This window comes from Bradyrhizobium sp. STM 3561 (genome assembly GCF_045571455.1).
GTDB lineage: Bacteria > Pseudomonadota > Alphaproteobacteria > Rhizobiales > Xanthobacteraceae > Bradyrhizobium > Bradyrhizobium vignae.
On record NZ_CP120695.1, the window covers coordinates 5,478,444 to 5,500,799 of the forward strand.

The following is a 22,356-nucleotide window of genomic DNA, read 5'->3' on the forward strand; positions in this document are numbered from 1 at the left end:
CAATCCGGGTCAGCTCGCGCCCTGAAGCACTGGCCCCGGATTGCGCTCCCAGCTACATCCCGCTCAGGACGGTATCCGCCGCGAGGGCCTGCCGGTGACGTAGACGCTTTCGGAGCCGGCCGACGCAGCACTTCCTTTACCAAAAGCCCCGCTGCATCGGCTGCGCCGGCTGATAATATTGGTACTGGCTGCGCGGGCGCGGATTGACCGGCTGGACGTAGGGATCACGCTGCTGGAAGAAGAAGCCGAAGCCGTTGCCGCCGTTGTCCCAGCCGTCATCGCTGGCGATCATGGCAGGCGCGGTCGGCTTGCGCGTGATGAAGCCGCCCTGCGGCTCGTTGCTCAGCACTGCGACGAACTCTGTCCGGTAATTGGTCTCGCTGCTCAGCGGCTCATCGGAGATGATGATCGAGGAGCGCGGCAATGCGGTCGGCCCGATGCGATCCCACACGTCCTGCGGGATGGTGATGCGGTCGAGCGCATTGCGGGCGTCGTCGCCGTTGTCGATCGTGACCACGCTCCAGCGCAGGCCCGAATCGGTCTTCGCCATCGCCGTGAAGATGTGCGTGCCGAGCGGCTGGTCGGGATTGCGGATCGTGACGGGAACCTCGATGCTGGTGTCGAACACCTCGCCGCCGCCGTCGGGCGCTGGCTTGTGCGTGTTCCGCCGCACGTAGAGCTTCTGCGTCGCACGGCTGATGTAAACCGAGACCGGCTCACCCGCGAGCTTTGCATCGGTCGCCGCCTTGACGGCGTCGGCCTTCCTGGCCGCGGCCGCCTTCGCGGCTTCCTTGGTGGCGGCCGCTGCATCGCGCTTCGGCTGCGCGGCGGCCCTGGCGGCGTCGAGCTGCGTCGCCGCGTCGGCAGCCTTGGCCACCGCCTTTTGCTTCAACTCCTCGGCCTTGGCGCGTGCCTGATCGGTTTTGGCGTTCACGAGCGTCTTGTCGGCGAAGGCGAGCTCGGCATCTGCGCGGGCCTTCTGCTGTTCCAGCTTGCGCAGCGCGGCAGGGAGCGAGGCAGCTTCCTTCGCGGCAGCGGAAGCAGCCTTCTTGGCCTCGTCGGCCACCCTTGTGGCCTCGTCGGCCTCGGCGGAGAGCTTGTCGGCCCGGCTGGGCGCCGCCGCGATCGCCTCCGGCTTCGGCACGAACAGCGAGGGGTGAGAGAAGTCGGTCGGGACCGTGTCATACGGCGAGATGATCACCCGCATTCCGATATAGGTCTTGTCGAACAGGTTCTCGGCAAAGCCGAACGGCATGCGCACGCAGCCGTGCGAAGCGGCATAACCGGGCAGCGGCCCGCCATGCAGCGCGATTCCGTTCCAGGTGATGCGCTGCATGTTCGGCATCCAGGCATCGTCATACATGGTCGAGCGGTGGTCCTTGTCCTTCTCGATGATGGCGAACACGCCGGCCGGCGTCTCGCGGCCCGTGGTGCCGGTCGACACCGGCGCGCGCAGGATCCAGCCGTCGGCATCATAGAAAGTGACCTGCTGGCTCTTGATCGACACGATCGCCATGATCGGCTCGCCGGCCACACGCGGCGCCACCGCCTCGGTCACCTGGCGCGGCTGCTTGGCGGCGGTCGCCGGGGCCGCCGCCGTCAATGCGACGACCGCGGCCAGCGCCACGAGTCCGGAAGGCCTCCAACTCCGCATCGCCACGGTGGATTGCGCCCTCGTCGGTCGGTTTTTCATGCCATCCTCGGTCGAAATGCCAGTCCGCCTGTGCCGATCACGTGCCAGATTGGAATCATTGCATTAAGAAGTCGCAGCCGCCTTACGTTCCGTCTGTGGCGAGATTCGGCATGTTCCCGCGACAAATCACTCATATACGACGGCTGCCACAGGCGGAAGGCGGCCTCCGGTCGAAGCTGGCGTGAAGCTGGCCCCGATCGCTGCGGCAGAATGTCCGGTTAGCTGGCGGGGGGTGCGTCGTGACGGCGACGCCCACCGGCGCGCAACTAAACGCCCAGCGCCTTGCGGTTGAACGTGCGGAGAAATCGCAGCGACAACGTTCGCACGTTCGCAACGTTCAGCAGCCAGACCGCAACCGCATAAGCAAAGCCGCCGGCAAGGCTCACGATGGTCAGCGACACGAGGCCGGTGCCGCCAGTTTGCGAGCGCGCAACCAGAATCGCGGCCGCCATCACCGCTGCGGAGAGGGCAATGCCGGCGAGGCGATTGAGCTCGAACGGGACCGGGTGGGCCCGATGCATCAGGACGACGGCAACGAGGAAGCCGATCGCCTCGGTCGCCAGCGTCGCCAGCGCCGCGCCGTAAAGGCCGTAAGGAGCGATCAGCGCGAACATCAGGATCACGCTGACCACCAGCGTGAGAAAGGATTGCGCCGCCAGCATGAAGGGGCGCTCGGCAAGCTGGAAGCTGATCTGCACGTAGAACTGATTGGCGATGCCGAAAAGCCGCGCAAGCACCAGGGTCGGCAGCAGCGCCGAGACGCCGGCGCGGAAGTCGATGCCGACGAGCGTGCCGGCGACCTGGTCCGCCGCAAGCGCGAGCCATATCGCGACGGGTGCCACGACGGCCAGCAGGAGTTCGAGACTTTCGGTCAGCCGCTCCCGCGTCGTCTCGCTGCTATTCTCGGACAATGACCGGAACACCAGCGGCACGGTCGCCGCGGCGACGCTGGATGCGATCATCACCATGAACTGGCGCGGCAGATCGGCGGCAACGCCGAAGATGCCGGCAGCGTCCTTGCCGAGCAAATAGGCGACGATGAGCCGGTCGCAGGCCGAATAGACGGCAACGGACAATCCTGCCAACGTCAGCGGCAGACCGTAGCGGGCCAGCTGCATGAACTGGCTGCGCTGGAAGCGCGCGATCCTGCTGCGGTCGCCTGCGAGGTTCAGGATGATGCCGGCGAGCGACCCCAGACCGAACGCCGCGAGCAGCCCCAATCCGCCCCAGCCGAGCCAGATGCCGACGAGGCCGAAGCCGACGCTGGAGACGCTGCGCACGATCGCGATCGCCGCGAAGCGGTAGGGACGCAATTTGGCGCGCTCGAACTCCTGGCCGACATCGACCGCATTGGCCATGATCGCGACGAACATGCTGGCGAGCAGCAGCTCGACACTGATGTCGCTGCGAAACAGCAAGACCAGCGGTGTGGTGGCACAGAGCACCGCGACCGTGAGGACGAAGGCGACCATCGCCGTGCCGCGAAAATCGACCTCCGCCGACATCGCCTGATAGCGCGACACCGACAGCTTGATCCAGGCGAAGAAGATCGCGCCCAGAATGCCCGCAAGGCTGATACCGACGACATAGACGCCGTACTCAGCCGGGCTCACGAGCCGCGTATAGGCCGTGACCGCGAAAAAGCCCACGGCCGCCGGCAGGATGTAGGCCACGAGATAAATCGAGAAATGGCGGTTCAGCATGCGAGCACGGGACCGGCAGCGGTCTTGCGATTATGACGGCTGTTAATCGATGGGGCCTTGGCGAACGAACTGCGCCGCAGCATGGCGCAAGAGTGTCACATAAGTCTCCAGATCGGGCGGCGAATGCGGCTTTGACGCCGCTTTCGCGCGTTAGCGTTAAATTTGCCCTTCCTCGAGCGGAAAGGTTTGGCGATCGAAAGAAACATGACTTGCGACTGCAAGGTTAACCCAACGAGCCAAAACCCAGGCCTCGCAAGGCGCCGCTTGGTACGATGCCGTCTTGGATCGATGAGGACTGCGGTGACCAGGCTCGACAGACGCGAATTTCTCCTCGGCGGCGCCGCAGCCCTCGCGGCGGGCGCATCGGCGTCCGCGGTGCCGGCGTCCAAACGCGCCCAGCGCCGTCCCGGCTTCGGCGCCGCGGCGACGCTCTGGGACCTGCAAGCCTGCCCGCGGCTCGGTGACGCCATCAGCACCTATTGCACGCAGGTGGTGCCGGTGCTCGAGCTGAAATGGCCGATGCTGCGGCCGGACGCCCACACGTTCGCCTTCGAGCGCGCCGACGCGATCCTGGATTTCGCGCGAGACAACGATCTGACGATGCGCGGCCACGCGCTGGCCTGGTATCACGACATTCCGGACTGGACCAAGCGGATCAAGGACACCAAGGGCGTCGAGCGGGCCTATCTCGACCACATCGGTACCGTCGTCTCCTACTACAAGGACAAGCTGACGTCGTGGGACGTCGTCAACGAGCCGATCCCGGATAACCCCCGCAGCCCGAAAGACAGGCGCGACACGTTCTGGACGCAGCATCTCGGCGGCCGCTGGATTCCCCTGGCGTTCCGTACGGCGGCCGCGGCCGACCCCTTCGTCAAGCTCGCGATCAATGAATATGACATCGAGTCGGCGAAAGACTCGTTCGTCGCCAAGCGGGCGGCTTATCGCAACCTCATCATGGACCTGCTCGATCAGGGCGTTCCGCTCCACGCGGTTGGGCTGCAATCGCATCTGCACGCCGAGCTCGAGATCGACACGCACGGGCTCGCCGAATTCGTCACCGAGCTGCGCTCTTGGGGCCTCGATGTGCTCATCACCGAGCTCGACGTCGACGACCAGAAGCTGACGGGAAGTCCTGCGGAGCGCGACGCCGTCGTGGCCAAGCGCGTCGACGACCTGCTCACCGCCGTCTCCGCGAGCGGCCCGGTGCGCTCGATCCTGACCTGGGGCCTCTCGGACCGTTACAGCTGGATCAACGGCACCTTCGCCCGCGCGGACAAGCAGCCGAACCGCCCGCTGCCGCTCGACGGCGAGTTCAAGCCGAAGCCGTTCATGGACGTCATCAGCAAGTTCACCAAAGACGTTTGAAGACTAAAGCGCGATGAGATTTGGATGAATCGTCATCGCGCTTTAGCTTGTTGTTTACGCATGATTTTTCCGGAAAACCGCTTCGCACTTTTCCGGATCATGCTTTAGCGCGTCTTGGGCACTTCGAACGCGGCCGCGTCTCCCATGTCTTCGGGCGACAGGCTCGGGCTTCGGCGATCGCGCGAGGAGAGACGGAACACGTCGCGGATGTCGTCGATCGAGGTCGACGAATAGGACTGGATGCATAGCGCGACCTGCTCGGGCGAGGCCGTGCGCATCATCGCTTCGATGGCCGGGCGGTCGAGGGGCGTATCGTCCCAGTGCGAGACTGCGAGGCTGTCTTCGGTGATCCGATGTCTCGCCAGATGTTCCGGCGAGGTCGCGACGAAGTTGCCGTAAAGCAGATATTCGGAGAACTTTTTCTTCCGGCACAGCGCCAGAGCCCAGCTCAAGCCCGTCGCCGACTTGATCGCGTCGGTCATCGCACGGGCCGTGTCCTTGTCCCAGACCAGCGCGTTGCCGACATAATCGTCCGCCGGGAACGAGCGCTGCTTGATACCGAGAAGCTGATCGACGGTGCGAAGCCAGAGGCCATGCAACGGGTGATCGGCGCCGATCGCCTCGCGCGTGACGAACAGCGGCGTCTGCTCGGCGCCGGCATACTGGCCGACGTCGAATTCGCGGAAGAACAGATTATCCGAATCCAGGATGCAGACGCGCTGCTCCGGCGCATTGAGGACGCCGGCGATCTTCAGGATCTGCTGGATGTGCCAGCCGTGCACCGGTGACGACAGCAGCGACAGCCAGACGCGGCGCTTGCTCATGAACTGGAGCGCCGGCGGCAGCGCGAACAGCCATTTCGGCAGATAGCGCGAGGCCGGGACGATGACCCGCTTGTCGGAGGCGAACCGCGCGAACAGCGGCACGTCCTCATCGTTGACGAGAACATAATGCCGCGTGTATCCCGTCAGCCAAGTGTCGATGCTCTCGCTGAGCAGCGAAAAACGTTCGATATCCTTGGCGTAGCTGGCAGTCAGCAGTGCAACGGAATGCATGGAACGCGCTCGAATGGCGATCAGACCGCACTCATAGCGACGGCGGGAGCCGCTGGAAACTCACAAACGGAATCAAGGTAAAATGAAATGAAGCATTAACTAATCCGACGGCAGCCCCTGCGCGAGACTGCGAAAGCGCAGCGGTGCCAGGGCTGAGGCCCGCTGCCACCAGTCGGCGACGCGGTCGTCGAGCGCGCTCACACCGCGGCCGTGACCGGGAAAGATCCGGATCTGCTGGATCGCCTCTGCCTCGAAGCCGTTAGCCCTCCGCGTGATCTTGAGGGCGGCACCTTCGCGGTCGCGCTGGGTCAGCGGCACCAGGAGGCGGCCGCGCGGACGGAGCGCCTCAAGCCAGAGTGGGTGCGGGTGCGGGAAGCCGGCATGCACGATGATCACGTCGGCCGGCTTGCCGACGTCCTTGCATCCGTCGCCGTTGACGACCCTGACGTTACCATAGCCGCGCAAGCAGTTCGCCGCTCGCACCGCGAGACGCTCGTCGCATTCGATCGCATGTACGCTGCCCTTTGGACCGACCATCATCGACAGCACGGCCGAGAAATAACCCAGTCCGCAGCCGATCTGCACGACACGGTCCTTCTCCCTGATGTCGAGCATGTCGATGAAATGCGCCCACAGGCTCGGCAGGCCGGTGTCGAGCCTGCGGCGCGCGTCGATCGCGACCAGTACGTTGTCGTAGAGATGAACGGGATCTGCGTTGGGCGTCAGCCGATAGCTGCGCGCCGCCTCGCTCTTGATGCGCCAGGGTCCCCTCGGCAGAAACTCCTCTCGCGGAACGGCGGCAAGCGCGTCGAGCAGGCGCTTTGAGGAAATCCGCTCGCGCCTGGCAATCAACTCCACATAGCGGGCACGCTCGGCGACAAGATCGCTCATGTCACAGATCGGCCTGCTCGCGAATGGGCGCGCCCGCCCCGAGCTCGTTGACGAGCTGCATCGCCTTCTTCAGGTCCGGGGTGTAAAAGCCCTCGCTGAACTTGTTCACGATCGGCACCAGCAGGAGACTTGCGTGCTCGCGTTTGCCGGCTTCATGCGACAGGCGCGCGAGACTGACGGCGGTGCGAAGCTCCCAGGACAGCGCACCCTGCTTGCGTGCGATCTCCAACGACAGGCCGAACAGGTCCTCGGCCTCCTGTACCGAGGCCGGGTCGTGAGCCGACAGCGTGATCTCGCCTTGCAGGCGATAGACCTCGGCAAGGTAGGAGTGATCGCCGGTCCGTTTCGCCGTCGCGAGCGCACCATCGAGCGCGCGCAAGGCGGCATCGCGCATCCCGATCTTGGCATAGGCCTCCGCCAGCAGACAGCGGAACCAGCATCCGGCGAGCCAGGAATCCATCGCCTCGTATTCGTCGAGGCCGAAGCGCATCTGGCTGAGACCTTCGTCGGCCTCGCCAAGCTGCGTCAGCGCCCAGCCGCGCAGGATCGCCGCCTGCTGCTTCCAGTGCAGGAAATTGTGCTCGGTAGCAATGATCATGGCGCGGTTGGCATGGTCGCGCGTGCCCTCGACGTCGCGCAAATGCTGGCAAAGATACGCGCCGAACACGAGTGCGAAGGCGAGGGTGAAGGGGTGACGGATCTTCTCCGCATTCGCGATCGCCTGCTCGCTGTGCTGGCGCGCCGCGTCGGGCCGGCCGAGGAACCACAGGAGGTAGCCGAGATAGGACAGCGAAACGACGCCGGGATCGGTGCCGTGCCGCTCGATCAGATCGGAATGCAGATCGGGGCTGTAGAGATTGATGCAGCGATGCAGATGATGCTGCGAGGCGGCGAAGCGGCCGCGATAGAGCATGGTCATCGCGATCGCGCGGTGAGCCTCGATCAAATAGCCGGTCTGCTGTGCCGGCTGCGCTCGCTCGTTCAGCCGCGCGCGCTTGGCGAACTTCATCAGCTCGACGCTGAGATCGTGCGCGCGCGTGAGATCGGCACGGATGAAATGGCACACCCAGAGCCCGCGGGTCGCAGCAAAGGCCTTTTCGTCGTCCTCGAGCTGCCGACCCAACTCGAGCGCACGGATGTAGTTTTCCTCGACTTCCTGCACCGCATAGCCTTTGGCGGCAATCAGCGCGTTGCCGAGCGCGATCCGCAGCTCGAGCTCCATCTCGTCCGCGCCCTGCATGCGCGCGTTGGCCTGAACGACGCTGAGGCCGCGGCGCAGATGGCCGATCGCCTCCAGATTGGCGCCACTCTTGGCCGCCTGTTTGCCGGCCTTGAGCCAAAAGCTGGCGGCGCCCTCGCTCTGGCCGGATTCGGTCAGGTGATAGGCGAGCAGCTCCGGTTCGCGTTCGGTCTTCTCCGGATACATCTCGGCGAGCACCTGGGCGATGCGGGAATGCAGCTTGCGCCGCTCGCTGTGCAGCAGGCTCGCATGCGCGGCGTTCTGGATCATCACGTGCTTGAAGGAGTAGATCGCGTCCGGCGGATGGCCGCGGCGCATGATCAGTCCCGCCTCCTCCAGATGATTGAGCGCCGCCTCGATCTGCTCGGCCGGCGTATTGGCGACGGCGTGCAGGGTTTCATAGGAAAATTCGCGGCCGATCGTGGCGCCGATCTGCGCGATCCGCTTGAACGGTCCCATCCGGTCGAGCCGCGCCATCAGCGAATCAGTCAGGGTCGCCGGAATTGCGAGCTGCCGCCACTGTCCCGACAACACATAGCGCCCGTGCCGCTCGGTCAGGAGGTTGGATTCGAGAACCGTCTTGGTCAGCTCTTCCAGGAAGAGCGGGACGCCGTCGGTCTTGACGATGATCTCCTCGACGACCTCCTTGGGCAGTTCGCGTCCCGCAACACGCTCGACCAGCGTCGTGCGGAGCTGCCGGCTGAGGCGATTCAGGACCAGGGTGGTGATGTGCGAATGCGCATTCCAGCTCGGCTGGAATTCCGAGCGCGCGGTGATGATGACCAGGATCGCCCGGTTCTGCACCCGATCGACCAGGAGGTCGATCACCTCGCGGGAGGTCGGGTCGATCCAGTGCAGATCCTCGAACGCGATCACCAGCGGCATCTCGCGCGCGAGACCGAGGAAATGGTTCACCAGCGCCGCGACGGTCGCATCCTTCTGCTGCTGCGGCGATAGGTCGAGCGGTGGATACCGGTCTCCGGTCGGTATAGACAGCAGCGCGGCAAACAGCGGCGCGACCTGCTCGATGTCGCCATGCGCGGCGGCGATCGCGTTCTCCAGGCTCGCCAGCGACAGCGCGGAAGCGTCCTCGCGGTCGAGGCCGAGGGAGAATTTGAGCTGCTCGACGAACGGATAGAATGCGGTCGAGGTGTAGTAGGGCGAGCACTGGAACGAGACCTGCGCATGCCGGTCGCCTGATATCCGCTCGAAGATTTCCTGGATGATGCGCGACTTGCCGATGCCGGGCTCGCCGAACTTGACGACGACCTGGCCGTCGCCGTCCTTGGCCTGCTGCCAGCGGCCCATCAACAGCGCAATCTCCTCCTCGCGGTTGACGAGCGGCGTCAGCCGCGCGCCCATCGCGGCGGCGAAGCGGGTCTCCACCCGCGTGGCGCGCACCACGTGCCAGGCCTGCGCCTTCTCCGAGATGCCCTTGAGCGCATGGATACCGAGATTGCGGTAGTCGAATTTCCCCTTCAGCAGCGACTGCGTCGAGGCGGAGATCACGACGCCATTGGGCGGCGCCAGTGCTTGCAGCCGCGCCGCGAGACTGACGGTTTCGCCGACCGCGGAGTCGCGCTCCTCGGTGCCCTGCCCGACGAGGTCGCCGACCACGACGAGGCCGGTCGCAATCCCGATGCGGACAGCGGGTGAATGGCTGAGCGCGCCCCGCGGCTCGACCGCGCGAGCCGTCGACAGCGCCCGCACGATCTCGAGCCCGGCGCGCACCGCACGCTCAGCATCGTCCTCATGTGCGGTCGGATAGCCGAAATAGACCAGGATACCGTCGCCGACGAAACGGGCCGCAAAGCCCTCGTAATGTTTGACCACACGGACGCAGGTTTCGCGAAAGCCCGCGATCATGTCGCGGACGTCTTCCGGATCGAACTGCGCGGAAAGCGAGGTGGAATCCACCATGTCGCAGAACATGGTGGTGAGCTGGCGGCGTTCGGCACCGACCTCCGCGCGTGTTTGCGGACGGACCGCCGCGGTTGGCGCCTTCGCCGTTTCCGCATGAAACAGCGCCGCCATCGCCCGCTGGAGCCGCTTGCGATCGCCGAGCGGCAATCCAAGCTCGACCAGATCGGATTCGGTCAGGTCCCGCATGACGTCGAGATCGAGACGGTGCTGCGCGAAAAGATCGGTGTAGTGCCCGAGGCCGATACCCTCGAGCCAGCGCTTCAGCCCGCTTTCCGATCCCGTGTCCGGCTCATTCTCCAGCATGGTGATTCTGCCCGACCATCACTCCGTCGAAGGGCTTCAGGGTCCCTCAACCACAGATTTTGGACCCAAACTTCACCTCGGACTGGACGCGTTCCCTAGCTTGTTGGAAGAATAGCCTAATCGGATCAAAAGGGAATGGCGTTGTCGGACATTGCATCCGGAGCGGAAGAAGGATCAGCCGGTACGACGGCCGAAACGCAGATATTCGCGCATATCAGCGGCCTTCTCGAATTTTACGCCCGCAAGACACCGGCGGCGCCCGCACTCCTCGCCCCCGGCCGGCCGGTCCTCAGCTATGGCGCGCTGGACGGATCAGTCCGGCAACTGGTCCGTAGCTTGCGTGAGCTCGGCATCGGCCCCGCAGGCCGCATCGCGGTTGCACTGCCGCGCGGCGCCGACAGTGCACTGGCGTTGATCGCGGTCGCCTCGACCTGCGCCTGCGTCCCGGTCAATCCCGACCTGACCGCGGACGAGCTGCAGCGCTATTTCAGCGAATTGAAATTGACGGCGCTCGTGACCCGGGCCGACATGAACTCTGCGAGCCGCGACGTCGCCAGGGCGCTCGATATCGCCGTGATCGATTTCGTGGCGGGGCCGATCGACGATCTCGGTGGCTGCGCGTTCATCGCGCCGACGATCGGGCCGGCGAATGCCAGCGGTGCCGCGCGCGGCGACGACGATGCGTTCATCCTGTTGACGTCGGGCACGGCGGCGCGGCCGAAGATGGTGCCGCTGACCCATCGCAATGTCTGCCTGTCCGCTTACAATGCCGGCCATGTGCTGTCGCTCACGTCGCATGATCGCCTGCTCAACGTCCTCCCTTTGTTTCATGCCCATGGCCTGATTTCCGGTCTCCTCACGGCGCTGGCCGCGGGCTCCAGCGTGATCTGCACCGACGGTTTCGACGCATCCTCCTTCTTTGGCTGGATGCGGGAGCTGCAGCCGACCTGGTACACGGCGGTGCCGACCATTCACCGCGCCCTCTTGACCGCGGCGGAAGCGAACCCGGACCGCGCCCGACCGTCGTCGCTGCGCGTGATCCGCTCGGCCTCGGCCTCCCTCGCGCCTCCGATTCTCCAAGGGCTGGAGGCGACGTTCGGCGTTCCCGTACTCGAGACCTACGGAATGACGGAAGCTGCCTCGCAGATCGCGGCCAACCCGTTCGAGCTGCGCAAGGTCGGATCGGTCGGCCGCGCCGCCGGCCCGGAGATCGCGATCATGGACGAGAGGGGCCGCACGCTCGCGAGCGGCGCGCACGGCGAGATCATGCTGCGCGGTCCGAACATGAGCCGCGGCTACTACAATGACGATGCGGCGACGCAGGCGGCGTTCCGCAACGGCTGGTTCCGGACCGGCGATCTCGGTTATCTCGATGCCGATGGCTATCTCTTCATCGTCGGCCGCATCAAGGACGTCATCAACCGCGGCGGTCAGAAGATCTCGCCGCTGGAGGTGGAAGAGGTCCTGCTCAGCCATCCCGCGGTGCTGGAGGCCGGGGTGTTCGCCGTTCCACACGAAAAGCTCGGCGAGAACGTCGCCGCCGTCGTGGTGTTGCGGCCGAATTCCGAGGCAACCTCCGACCAGTTGCGCCAGTTCGCACGAAAACGGCTTGCCGCCTACAAGATACCCAGCCTGATCCGCAGCGTGCCGGCACTGCCGAAAGGTGCCAGCGGCAAGGTCAAGCGCAATGCGCTAGCCGGCTTGATCGCGGAGACGGCGGATGCCGGCGAGACGCGACTGCCGCGCAACGCGCTGGAGACGCAGCTCGCGGAGATCTGGGCCGGCCTCCTGGAGCTGCCGCAGGTCGGCGTCGACCAGGACGTCTTCGCGCTCGGTGCGGACTCGCTCGCGGTGACTCAGATGCGCTCGCGCCTGCGCGAACGCTACCATGTCGACTTCTCGTTCGAGGACATCTTCGATTGCTCCACGGTCACGGCGCTTGCGAACCGGATCGAGACCGCCGCAAGCCGGCGCGCGACGGCGCTGCCCGCCTGGCGCCACGACGAGGATCCGGATGCGCCGCTGTCGTTCCAGCAGCAGCGGATGTATCTGCTCTCGCGGCTCGACCCGACCCGCTACAATTACAATGTCGTCGAAGTCGCACTCCTCGACGGCGCGGTCGACGTCGCCGCGCTTTCTGCGAGCCTCGCTGCGGTCTGCTCGCGCCATGAGGCGCTGCGCTCGGTCTTCGTCGAACGCCAGGGCGAGCCGGTACAGCTTGTGCTGTCATCACCGCCGCGGGTCGAGCGCATCAAGCTGAAGCCCTGCCCTGCAGAGAAGCGGCCCGCAATTGTTCGGCGCGAGGCCTTCAAGCTCGCGCAACATCCGTTCGACCTTGCCCGCGAGCCACCGCTGAAACTCGCACTGCTGTCGTTCGACAAGAACAGCCATGCGCTGGTGGTCAATGTCCATCACCTCGTCACCGACGGCTGGTCACAGCGGCTGTTCTGGGAAGAGCTCGCCATCCATTACGCAGCGGCGCGCAAGAAGCACCCCGCCGCACTATCTGCGCCTGCCTTCCAGTATCGCGACTTCGCGCTCTGGCAGCAGAGCTGGGCGCGGACGCCGGCGGCGAAGGAGCAGCTCGAGTATTGGAGGGCGCAGCTCGACGGCGTCACCACGCTACCGCTACGGACGGACCGACCACGGCCGCAGGTCTGGAGCGGTCACGGCGCGCGCCACTATCTCGAATTCTCCAAAACGCTGTCGAGCCAGCTGCGCGCGCTGAGCCAGAACCAGGGCGTCACGCCGTTCATGGCGCTGCTCGCCGTCTTCCAGTGCCTGTTGTTCCGCCATACCTCGCATGAGGATGTCGCCACCGGCTCGCTGATCGCCAACCGCAACCAGATCGAGAGCGAGCGCCTGATCGGGCTGTTCGCCAACACTCTGGTCCTGCGCAACGATTTTAGCGGCGATCCGAGCTTCGGCGAGATATTGCGGCGGGTGCGGCAGGTCACGCTGGACGCCTACCGCAACCAGGACCTCCCGATCGAGGAGGTGCTGCGCGCGCTGCAGATCGCACGGAGGAGCGACGGCAATCCGCTGTTCCGGATCATGTTCATCCTCCAGAACGCCTCGATCGAGGCGGCACGCTTCCGGGGGCTGTCGACCCGGCGGCTGGAGGTGGACCCGAAGGTGGCGCGTTTCGACATCACGCTCGAGCTGGTCGAGGCCGACGGCCGTTTCGCCGGCTTCTTCGAATACGCCACCGATCTGTTCGACACCGCGACGATCGAAGGCATGGCCGCCCAGTTCAAGACCCTGCTCAAAGCCGTCGTCGCCAATCCGGAGCAGCGGATCTCGCGCCTGCCGCTCCTGACCGAGGCCGAACGCCGTCGGCTGCTGGCGAAAGGCCGGGGCATGCCGGTCAATTTCACCACACGCGGCAATTTGAGCGAATGCTTCGACCGCCAGGCGAAGAAGACACCGAACGCCGTTGCGGTGTCGGACGGCCGCGCGTCGGTGAGCTATCGCGAACTCGCGCGCCGCAGCCAGGCGGCCGCACGCTGGCTCGCCCGCGAGGGGGTCGGCGCCGAGAGCGTCGTCGCCTTGCTCGCGGAGCGCGGGCCCGACCTGCTGGCCGCAATGATCGCAGTGCAGCGCGTCGGCGCGGCGTTCCTCAATCTCGATCCTGACCAGCCGCCGGCAAGGCTCACGACGATCCTCGGATCGAGCTGCGCCCGCGTGCTGCTGACGCGGCGGGCCCAGTCCGCCATGGTCGAGACCCTGCTCGAGCCGCTGGTCGAGCGCATCCAGGTGGCCGAGCTCGAAGACGTGATCGCACCAGGGACAAGCAAGCCGGCGCGCACGCTGCGGCGCGCCGCCTCCAGCCTCGCCTATCTCGTCTATACGTCCGGCTCCTCCGGTGCGCCGAAGGGCGTCATGGTCGAGCAGCACGGCCTGTCGAACCATCTGGCCTCACTCATCTCCGAGCTCGGCCTCTCCGCCAGGGACGTGATCGCGCAGACCGCACCGCAGAGCTTCGTCATCTCGGTCTGGCAGTTCCTCGCCGGGCCCATGGTGGGCGCGCGCGTCCATGTCTGCGGCAACGCGATCGTGCAGGACGCGATCCTGCTGGCGCGGGAGATCGAGCGCGAGGGCATCACGGTGCTCGAGATCGTGCCTTCGCTGCTGCGCATCATTCTCGATCGCATGGACGAGGTGCAGGTGCAGCGCGCCTTCGCAAGGTTGCGGCTGCTGATCTCGACCGGAGAGCCGTTGCCCGTTGATCTCTGCCGCGCCTGGTTCGCGCGCTGTCCGAGAGTGCCGCTGATCAATGCCTATGGTGCATCGGAATGCTCCGACGACGTCTCCCTGCATCGCCTGACCAAGGCGCCGGCGATCGCGGCGACCAACGTTCCGATCGGCGCGCCGCTGCCGAACACCCAGCTCTACGTGCTCGACGCAAGCCTTCAGCCGCAACCGATCGGCGTGACCGGCGAGCTCTGCATCGGCGGCGCCGGAGTCGGCCGCGGCTACGTCAATGACCCCGCGCAAAGCCGGCAGCGCTTTCTGCCGGATCCGTTCGCGCGCCAGGCCGGCGGCCGGCTCTACCGGACGGGTGATCTTGCCCGCCGCCGCGCCGACGGGACGATCGAATGCCTCGGCCGCGCCGACCATCAGGTCAAGGTCCGCGGCTACCGTATCGAGCTCAAGGAGATCGAGAACGCGCTGGCCGAGCATCCAAACGTGCGCGCCGGCATCGTCGAGCCGCGCCGGGAGGCGAGCGGCGATATCAGGCTGATCGCCCATATCGTCGCCGAGCCCGGTAGCCGGAGCAGCGCCAGCGAGCTGCGCGAGTTCCTGAAAGGCAGGCTGCCGGCCCACGCCATCCCGTCCGCCTTCCTGTTCCTGGATCGGGTGCCGCTCAACGCCCATGGAAAAATCGACCGCTCCGCGCTGCTGGCGCCCGCTCAGCCGGAAACGTCCGGGCCGGACTTGCCCGTGGCGGCGCGGCGCTTCACCGAAAAGGTGCTCTCCGACATCTGGATCGACTTGCTGAAGGTCGAAGACCTCGGTGTCACCGACAATTTCTTCGACCTCGGTGGCCATTCGCTGCTGGCTGGCCAGGCGATGGCGCGCATTGCCCGCGCGCTCGGCGCGTCGCTGCCGATCAAGACCATCTTCGAGGCGCCGACGATCGAAGAGTTGGCTCGGCGGGTCGACGAGGCCGTGGCGGCGAAGCCGCACAAGCCTGCCGCAAGCGTGCCGCGATTAGCTGCAAGCGGGCCTCCCGTTCTTTCCATCGCGCAGGACCAGATGCTGCGGATCGAGCGGAATCTGCCGGGGCTACCGCTGTTCAACCTGCCCTTCGCCTTCCGTCTCCAGGGCCCGCTCGATCCGGCCGCCCTGGCGCAGGCGATCGATGACGTCGTGCGCCGGCACGAATCGCTGCGGACGGCGTTCGGCTGGAACGGCGAGGCGCCCGAAAGCCGCATCGCCGCGCTGCGCACCCTCGGCCGAATCATGACGGTCGAGACGATCGGCGACGGTCATCCTCATAACAACAAGCGGCGCAAGGCCCTGGAGCTCAGGAAGATCAATCTCCTGATCCAGCGGGAGACCTACGTCCCGATCGACATCACGCGTGCGCCGCTGTTGCGCGCCCGCTTGTTGCGGCTCCACGACGACGATCACGTGCTGCTGCTGACGCTGCATCACGCCGTTGTCGACGGCTGGTCCATCGGCGTGCTGTTCGAGGAATTGTCGAGCCGCTATGCGGCGCTGGCCGGATATCCGTCGGTGCCGCTAAAGAGCCCCCCGCCGGCCTTTTCGGCCGTCGCACGCTGGCAGCGCTGGTGGTGCGACACCGACGCCGCACGCCGCCAGGCTGCCGACTGGACGGAGAATTTACGCGGAGCGGGTCTCCTTTTTGACCGCGAATCAAGGCCGGGCCCATCCACAGGGCACCATCCGATCAACCTCGAGCGTGAGCTGATCGGCCGGCTCACGGCGTTCGCCGGCCGGCACAATTGCACGCTGTTCATGTGCCTGCTCACAGGTCTCAAGGCCCTGCTGCTGGCCCGGACCGGCCGCACCGACATCGTGGTCGCGACCGCCATGGCCAATCGTGCCCAGCCGGACACCGACCGAATCATCGGCCCGTTCGAGAACACGGTGATCGTCCGCACGACGATCACGCCGGATCTGTCGTTCGCGCAGGCCTTGGCGCGGATTCGCCAGAGCGTGCTCGACGCGCATGCGCGGCAGGAGCTGCCGTTCAATATCCTGGCCGATCATCTGGAGCGCGAGGGGATCGATCCGGCCTCGCTGCTCCAGGTCTATTTCACGCTGCAGAATCCGCTGCGCCAGCCGCTCGATCTTCCGGATCTCGCGACAGCATCGATCGGCAACGTCGCGCGCGAGGGCCAGCCGGTGCTGCCGATCGACCAGACCTGGCTGTCGCTGATGCTCAAGGAGCGCCCGACCGGCATCACAGGCTCGTGCAATTACAAGCGCGAGTTGCTCGAGGGCCGAATGGTCGGCGAGTGGATGGAGGATCTCGTCGCGCTGCTGACGGCGGCGGTCGCCCAACCCAATGCGCCGCTCGGCCGGTTACTCGCGCGCAGGGCGGCCTTAAGCGCGTTACATCCGGACGAGTACGGATTCACGCGCCAAAGCTGCGAATGATCAAGTTGCGTCTTGATTATTTGGCGTCACCGCGCAAGATTATTCCCGCGTTTTGATTTGGACGATTATTTTCAACCGGGGGAGTGTTTATGGGTTTCATCAAATTTACCAAGGGCACCTCGCTGAGCGACAAGGATCGCAAGGCCCTGCAGAAGTTGCTGACTGAAGAGAAGAAGAGGCTCCAGTCCGCGCTGAAGGACGTCGACGCCAGCCTTTCGATGCTGGGCGCGGCGAAGAAGGCCAAGAAGAAGAAAAAGTAAGACTAGTCGGCAGGGACGCCGCACGAATCTTCAGGCTTCATTTTTCGGCCTCCGGTTTTCAAATTGGGCCGCTCGCTTATCGAGTTGGGGTCTCGGACAAGCTTGCGCCTGTAAACCGGTCTGCAAATCGACAAGAATTCGCCTGGGTGGGCCGTTAGGAAAGGTCCTCTTCGTGGATTCTTGCTCAGCTGACTCTTCCGTCAGGACCGGGGCCTTGACCTCGCCTGACGCCATGGGCCCAATTGATGGCAGACGACAGAATCGAACTCTTTGTCGGGCTGATCGAGACCATTGACGCGCCGGGCGCAGTCGAGGCGTGCCGACGCCTGCTCTCGATCGACGAACGGGCCCGGGCCGATCGCTTCATGTTCGAGCGGCATCGGCGGCAATACATCTTCGCGCATGCCATGCTGCGCCTGGCGCTGTCGCAGGTCGCCTCCAACGTCGCGCCCTCCGACTGGTCGTTTGGCGCGGGCCGTTATGGGCGCCCCTTCGTCGCAGCGCCCGTCACCTCGACAGCGCTGCATTTCAGCCTGTCACATGCCGACGGCTGCGTCGCCTGCGTGGTGTCGCGGCATGAGGCCGTCGGGATCGACGTCGAAACCGTGTCGCGGCGTGTCGCGCCGCTTTCTACCGCGCATCGCTTCTTTGCACCGGAGGAGGTCGAAACGCTGCTCGGACTGCCGGAGCCGGCGGCGATCGAGCGCTTCTTCGACTATTGGACGCTCAAGGAGGCCTATCTGAAGGCCAGAGGCTTCGGGCTCAATTTGCCGCTCGATGCCTTCGCGATGCAGGTGTCGCGCGAGGCCATCGAGATCAGCTTCAAGCCCGGCATTGCCGACGATCCGGACGGCTGGCGCTTCTCGCTGTGCTCGCCATCGCCCTCGCACCGCCTCGCGATCGCCGATGGCTCCCGTGCTGATGGCGGCCTTCCCATCAGCCGCCATGCCTGGCCGCTCCAGGAAACGGCCGAATGACGCCGTCGCGGCTGCGCGTCTTTGCCGCGATTTCACGCAACCGCGATCCCAAGACTCATGTCGGCGAGCTGATGCGGGTGGCGCAGTTCGCCGGCCGCAACGGCTTCGAAGGCATCCTGCTGTTCGAAGGCAACGACGTGTTCGTCGAACCCTGGGCGATGGCCCAGCACATCATGGCAGAGACGACGCGATCTTCGCCGTTGATCGCCGTCAATCCGGTCTACATGCACCCGTTCACGGCGGCGAAATTCGTCTCGTCCTTCGCACAGCTCTACCGCCGCAAGGTCTATCTCAACATGATCACGGGGACGGCGGTCAGCGACCTGCAGGGCCTCGGCGACGACCAGTCGCATGCCGATCGCTACGTTCGGCTCGGTGAATTCGTCGCGCTGATGCGCCAGTTGCTGGCAAGCCCGCGGCCGGTGAATTTCGATGGGCAATTCTATCGCGCCCGCAATCTGCAACTTCGCCCGCGCCTGCCCGCGGAGCTTATGCCGGAATTCTTGATCGCCGGCCAGTCGGACGCGGCGCAGCGCGTGGCCAAGGAGACCGGCTGCATCAAGATGCAGATGCTGCCGCCCGATCTCGATCGCGGCCTCGACGCGGCTGGGATGAACTTCGGCATTTTCGCGCGCGCGGGACGCGAGGAGGCACGACAGGCGGCAAGGGCGCGCTTTCGCGACAGTGTCGATGATCGCGAACTGCTCGCGCTCACCGTGGAGAGCAGCGATTCCGTGTGGAAGCGGCGGCTCTACGAGGAGCAAAGTGGTGAGCTTCACGATAACGGCTATTGGCTGCTGCCGTTCCTCACCTTCCAGGCCGACTGCCCCTATCTCGTCGGCAGCTACGAGGAGATCGGTGCAAAGCTGAAGGAATTTGCGGCGAAGGGCCTGACCACTGTTATGCTCGACATGGTAGCGGACGAAGCCGAGATGCAGCACGTTTGCAAGGCGCTCGCTGCGAGCGGGATGCTCTAAAGCATGATCCGGAAAAGTGCGAAGCGGTTTTCCGGAAAGATCATGCGCAAACAACAAGCTAAAGCGCGATGACGATTCATCCAAATCTCATCGCGCTTTAGGACCGCACGCCGAGCGGGCTCAGTCGCGCCAGCGGCTCGGAGCCTTCCGGCCGGCGCAGCAGCTGCATGACATGCCGCTTCAGCCGCACGAACTCGGGTTCGGTCACGAGATCGTGGCTGCGCGGCCGTGCGAAGGTCAGGACGACGTCCTCGATGACACGGCCGGGTCTTGCGCTCATCACGACGATGCGATCGGCGAGGAAGAGGGCCTCGTCGATGTCGTGGGTGACGAAGACCGTGGTCGTCGGGATTTTGCTCCAGATGTCGAGCAGCACCGCCTGCATCATGCCGCGCGTCTGCGCATCGAGCGCGCTGAAGGGTTCGTCCATCAGCAGCACCCGCGGCTGGTTGATCAGGACCCGCGCGATCTCGACGCGTTGCTGCATGCCGCCCGACAATTGCGCAGGGTAAAACGTCTCGAAGCCGGAAAGGCCGACCAGCTTGATGATGGCGTCGGCGGCACGGTCGCGTTCCTTCTTCGAAAGGCCACGCATCTTCGGGCCGAAGGCGACATTGTCGCGCACCCGCTTCCAGGGAAACAGCGTGTGCTGCTGGAACACCATACCCCGGTCCGGGCTCGGCCCCTGGATCGGCTGCCCGTCGACGGTCAGCTGCCCCGCCGTGACCGGCAGATGCCCGGCCAGCGCGCCGAGCAGCGTGGACTTGCCGCAGCCGGAGGGACCGAGAATGCAGACGAACTCGCCCGGCGCAATGGAGAAATCGAGGCCGCTCACGGCCTCGATTGCCTCGGCGCCGAAGCCGAGCGCAATCGAGACGCCGGCGATGTCGATGCGACCGACGCTCTTGGTGCCGATATCCGCCACCCGGATGTTCATCGCGCCACCTTCGGGCTGCGCCAGGGCATCAGAAGCCGGCCGGCGGTCGTCAGCAGCCAGCTGGAGCCCATGCCGAGCAGGCCGATGACCAGCATACCGACGATGATGTCGGCGTAGTTCTGGAGCGTGTAGGCTTCCCAGGTGTAGTAGCCGATGCCGAACTGACCCGAGATCATCTCCGCGGTGACGAGACAGAACCACGAGGTACCCATACCGATCGCAAGGCCCGTGACGATGCTGGGCGCGGCGTCCGGCAGCACGACCTCTCGCAGGATCGCGAGCTCCCCCGCACCGAGGCTGCGGGCGGAGGCGAGAAGCCGACGGTCGACATTCGCAACGCCATGGACGGTGTTCAGCACGATCGGAAACAAGGCGCCGATGAAGGTGATGTAGATCATCGACAGTTCGGACGACGGGAAGATCAGGATCGACAGCGGAATCCACGCCACCGCCGGAATCGGCCGCAGCAATTCGAGCGGCGGCAGCAAGAGGTCGGTCGTGGCGCGCGACCGGCCGATCGCGAAACCGAAGATCACACCGAGCACCACCGCCGCTCCGTAACCTGCGAACACGCGCCAGAGGCTGCTGGTGATATGGGGCACCAGTTTCGGCGACCGAAACAAAGCGAGTGCGGATTGCACGACCTCGAGCGGCGGCGGCACGTTGCGGAAGGTGACGATCCCGAGATTGAGATGCGTCGCGGACGCGACCTGCCACAGCGCGATGCAGGCGAGAATCGAAAGGCCGCGGACCACCCAGCGGATGGCCGCAGGCCGCGCCTGGATAGCGGCGGTCATGGCCTCACCGGCTCGCAACGAGCGACTCGCGCGCGGCCGCGAAGTCGAGCACCGCACCGCCATGTTGCTTCGACCAGCGCTAGGCCGCATCCTTGAGCAGGAACGCGCTCAGCTCGCCGCTCCACGACCGCACGAACCAGGCTTGGTTTGCGAACAGCTTGATGCCGCTCTCGCGGTCCTGGGCATAGACGACGCGGATGGTCTTGCCGTCCTTCTCGATGCCGGCCAGCGCCTTGAGCGCGTTCTCGGGCGAGGCGTAGTGACGCACATGAGCCTCGTCCCGGACCCAGATCTGCGCGACACGACTGAAGTCGGTGATTTCGGCTCCCGTCACTGCATCTTTGGCCCTGAGCGGGAGCTGCGCATAGTTCTTCAGCTCCGCGTCATAGTCACGGCCCGCCTGCGCGGCCGCGATGCGGATGAACTTGTCTGTGACGAACTGGTTGATGTCGAGATCGCTGTCGGCGCGCTTGAGCAGCTTCAGCGTCTTGATCGAGGTCGCGACCGCCTGCCGGTATTCCGCCTTCCAAGTCACGTCGCGGGTCTGAAGGCCGAGCGGGCCGTGAAAGAGGTAGTCGACCTCGGCCTCGATGCCCGTCACCTTCGCGATCAGCTCGCTGTATTTCTCGGGCTCCTCCGCGATCAGGCGATCCGCTTCGAGCGCGGCGCGCAAATAGGCGACGACGATTTCCGGATATTTTTCGGCATACTCGGCATCGACCAGCCCACCGTGGAATGTCGGAGCATTTGCCTGTGCACCGTCGAAGATCTTGCGCGCAAAGCCGCGCCACGGGAACAGCTCCGCGAACGGGACGAAGTCCGCATGCGCCTCGATCTTGCCGGCCTGCAAGGCAGGTCCCGCAATCTCGGGCGCCTGCGTGATGATATTGACGTCGGTCTCGGGGTTCCAGCCCTTGGCTTCGATGGCACGGAGCAGCATGCCGTGCGAGGTCGAGGCAAAGGGAACGGAGATTGTCTTGCCCTTGAGCTCGCTGAGCGACTGCACCGGCGAATTCGAGGGCACCACGATGCCGTTACCGCTGCCCTTGGTGCTACCGGACAAGACGCTGATGAACAGGCTGCGGCGTCCTGCCTTCTGGAACGCAACGCCGTTGAGCGAACCCGGAAAATCCGCCATCGCTCCGAAGTCGAGCTTGCCCGCGACCATCTCGTTGGTGAGCGGTGCGCCGCTGGTAAAGTTCTTCCACTGGATGTCGTAGGTGACGTCCTTGTACTTGCCGTCGCGAGGCAGGAACTGCTCCAGCAGTTTGAGCTCGCGGATAAGCAGCCCGCCGGTCGCGCAGTTGATGGTCGTATCCTGCGTTCCGATCGCCACGCGGATGGTCTCCGCCTGTGACGGTCCGAACATCGCGATTGTCAAAGCCAAGATGGCCGCACTCATTCTCAAAGAGCTGAAATCGATCATCGAACTGTCCTCGGAGACCGGCGATGCCGGCGACAATGCCAGCCTGCACTATCGAAGTCGCGGCGAACCGCTTGAAGCAATTACTTGCATCGCCATCGTGAACTGCGCGCATCGTGAATCCCGCGCGCGATGGCGTGAATGATTTTCTCAGGACCGCGTTCCCGACAGAGGAATCA

At 65.2% G+C, this 22,356-nt stretch carries 13 protein-coding genes and 1 pseudogene; 6 read left to right on the forward strand and 8 right to left on the reverse strand.

All coding sequences use genetic code 11. The features are described from left to right. Positions 1-136: 136 nt before the first annotated feature. A complete protein-coding gene (locus P6U28_RS25940) occupies positions 137-1,693 on the reverse strand; it encodes a L,D-transpeptidase (protein ID WP_122401225.1) in 1,557 nt (518 codons plus the stop codon). A 266-nt stretch (positions 1,694-1,959) separates the two neighbouring features. Beyond that, the gene (locus P6U28_RS25945; RefSeq protein WP_407120214.1) at positions 1,960-3,396 is read right to left on the reverse strand and encodes a lipopolysaccharide biosynthesis protein; all 1,437 of its coding nucleotides are present in this window, start codon (positions 3,394-3,396) and stop codon (positions 1,960-1,962) included. A 300-nt stretch (positions 3,397-3,696) separates the two neighbouring features. On the opposite strand from P6U28_RS25945, the gene P6U28_RS25950 reads away from it, so the two are divergent. Beyond that, positions 3,697-4,764 (forward strand): endo-1,4-beta-xylanase, encoded by a 1,068-nt coding sequence (locus P6U28_RS25950; protein ID WP_407120215.1) that lies wholly within the window; start codon positions 3,697-3,699, stop codon positions 4,762-4,764. A gap of 104 nt (positions 4,765-4,868) precedes the next feature. On the opposite strand, the gene P6U28_RS25955 is transcribed toward P6U28_RS25950, so the two are convergent. The 3 genes from P6U28_RS25955 to P6U28_RS25965 all read right to left on the reverse strand — a co-directional run bounded on the left by P6U28_RS25955 (position 4,869) and on the right by P6U28_RS25965 (position 10,176). Further along, positions 4,869-5,819 carry a DUF6492 family protein gene (locus P6U28_RS25955; protein WP_162500147.1) on the reverse strand — a complete coding sequence of 317 codons (951 nt, stop codon included), beginning with the start codon at positions 5,817-5,819 and terminating at the stop codon, positions 4,869-4,871. 99 nt (positions 5,820-5,918) lie between these two features. After that, positions 5,919-6,710 carry a protein-L-isoaspartate O-methyltransferase gene (locus P6U28_RS25960; protein ID WP_122401222.1) on the reverse strand — a complete coding sequence of 264 codons (792 nt, stop codon included), beginning with the start codon at positions 6,708-6,710 and terminating at the stop codon, positions 5,919-5,921. Between the two features lies 1 nt (position 6,711). Then, complete coding sequence (locus P6U28_RS25965) at positions 6,712-10,176, reverse strand: ATP-binding protein (RefSeq protein ID WP_407120217.1); 3,465 nt, start codon at positions 10,174-10,176, stop codon at positions 6,712-6,714. A 135-nt stretch (positions 10,177-10,311) separates the two neighbouring features. On the opposite strand from P6U28_RS25965, the gene P6U28_RS25970 reads away from it, so the two are divergent. The 4 genes from P6U28_RS25970 to P6U28_RS25985 all read left to right on the forward strand — a co-directional run bounded on the left by P6U28_RS25970 (position 10,312) and on the right by P6U28_RS25985 (position 19,020). Next, complete coding sequence (locus P6U28_RS25970; protein WP_122401220.1) at positions 10,312-16,806, forward strand: non-ribosomal peptide synthetase; 6,495 nt, start codon at positions 10,312-10,314, stop codon at positions 16,804-16,806. An 89-nt stretch (positions 16,807-16,895) separates the two neighbouring features. Then, positions 16,896-17,066: a hypothetical protein gene (locus tag P6U28_RS25975; protein WP_164937211.1), complete on the forward strand. Its 171-nt coding sequence runs from the start codon at positions 16,896-16,898 to the stop codon at positions 17,064-17,066. A 245-nt stretch (positions 17,067-17,311) separates the two neighbouring features. Further along, complete coding sequence (locus P6U28_RS25980; RefSeq protein ID WP_122401219.1) at positions 17,312-18,043, forward strand: 4'-phosphopantetheinyl transferase superfamily protein; 732 nt, start codon at positions 17,312-17,314, stop codon at positions 18,041-18,043. Next, positions 18,040-19,020: an LLM class flavin-dependent oxidoreductase gene (locus P6U28_RS25985; protein WP_122401218.1), complete on the forward strand. Its 981-nt coding sequence runs from the start codon at positions 18,040-18,042 to the stop codon at positions 19,018-19,020. Before P6U28_RS25980 ends, P6U28_RS25985 begins: the two co-directional genes overlap by 4 nt. A gap of 97 nt (positions 19,021-19,117) precedes the next feature. Here P6U28_RS25985 and P6U28_RS25990 read toward each other — a convergent pair whose 3' ends face one another. From P6U28_RS25990 to P6U28_RS26000, 3 genes and pseudogenes are all read right to left on the reverse strand, one after another. Next, complete coding sequence (locus P6U28_RS25990) at positions 19,118-19,957, reverse strand: ABC transporter ATP-binding protein (RefSeq protein WP_122401217.1); 840 nt, start codon at positions 19,955-19,957, stop codon at positions 19,118-19,120. Further along, the gene (locus P6U28_RS25995; RefSeq protein ID WP_174221550.1) at positions 19,954-20,754 is read right to left on the reverse strand and encodes an ABC transporter permease; all 801 of its coding nucleotides are present in this window, start codon (positions 20,752-20,754) and stop codon (positions 19,954-19,956) included. Before P6U28_RS25995 ends, P6U28_RS25990 begins: the two co-directional genes overlap by 4 nt. Before the next feature lie 82 nt (positions 20,755-20,836). After that, a pseudogene (locus tag P6U28_RS26000) lies at positions 20,837-22,156 on the reverse strand (ABC transporter substrate-binding protein); the annotation flags it as partial. Between P6U28_RS26000 and P6U28_RS26005 the strand changes: the two are divergent. Further along, positions 22,143-22,322: a hypothetical protein gene (locus P6U28_RS26005; protein ID WP_122401214.1), complete on the forward strand. Its 180-nt coding sequence runs from the start codon at positions 22,143-22,145 to the stop codon at positions 22,320-22,322. The pseudogene P6U28_RS26000 and the gene P6U28_RS26005 overlap by 14 nt on opposite strands. The last annotated feature ends 34 nt before the right edge of the window (positions 22,323-22,356 follow it).

Coding starts and splice junctions, on each gene's coding strand:
- P6U28_RS25940 (WP_122401225.1), bottom strand. CDS start 1,693: ATGAAAAACCGACCGACGAGGGCGCAATCCACCGTGGCGATGCGGAGT.
- P6U28_RS25945 (WP_407120214.1), bottom strand. CDS start 3,396: ATGCTGAACCGCCATTTCTCGATTTATCTCGTGGCCTACATCCTGCCG.
- P6U28_RS25955 (WP_162500147.1), bottom strand. CDS start 5,819: ATGCATTCCGTTGCACTGCTGACTGCCAGCTACGCCAAGGATATCGAA.
- P6U28_RS25960 (WP_122401222.1), bottom strand. CDS start 6,710: ATGAGCGATCTTGTCGCCGAGCGTGCCCGCTATGTGGAGTTGATTGCC.
- P6U28_RS25965 (WP_407120217.1), bottom strand. CDS start 10,176: ATGCTGGAGAATGAGCCGGACACGGGATCGGAAAGCGGGCTGAAGCGC.
- P6U28_RS25970 (WP_122401220.1), top strand. CDS start 10,312: ATGGCGTTGTCGGACATTGCATCCGGAGCGGAAGAAGGATCAGCCGGT.
- P6U28_RS25975 (WP_164937211.1), top strand. CDS start 16,896: ATGGGTTTCATCAAATTTACCAAGGGCACCTCGCTGAGCGACAAGGAT.
- P6U28_RS25980 (WP_122401219.1), top strand. CDS start 17,312: ATGGCAGACGACAGAATCGAACTCTTTGTCGGGCTGATCGAGACCATT.
- P6U28_RS25985 (WP_122401218.1), top strand. CDS start 18,040: ATGACGCCGTCGCGGCTGCGCGTCTTTGCCGCGATTTCACGCAACCGC.
- P6U28_RS25990 (WP_122401217.1), bottom strand. CDS start 19,957: ATGAACATCCGGGTGGCGGATATCGGCACCAAGAGCGTCGGTCGCATC.
- P6U28_RS25995 (WP_174221550.1), bottom strand. CDS start 20,754: ATGACCGCCGCTATCCAGGCGCGGCCTGCGGCCATCCGCTGGGTGGTC.
- P6U28_RS26005 (WP_122401214.1), top strand. CDS start 22,143: ATGGCCGCACTCATTCTCAAAGAGCTGAAATCGATCATCGAACTGTCC.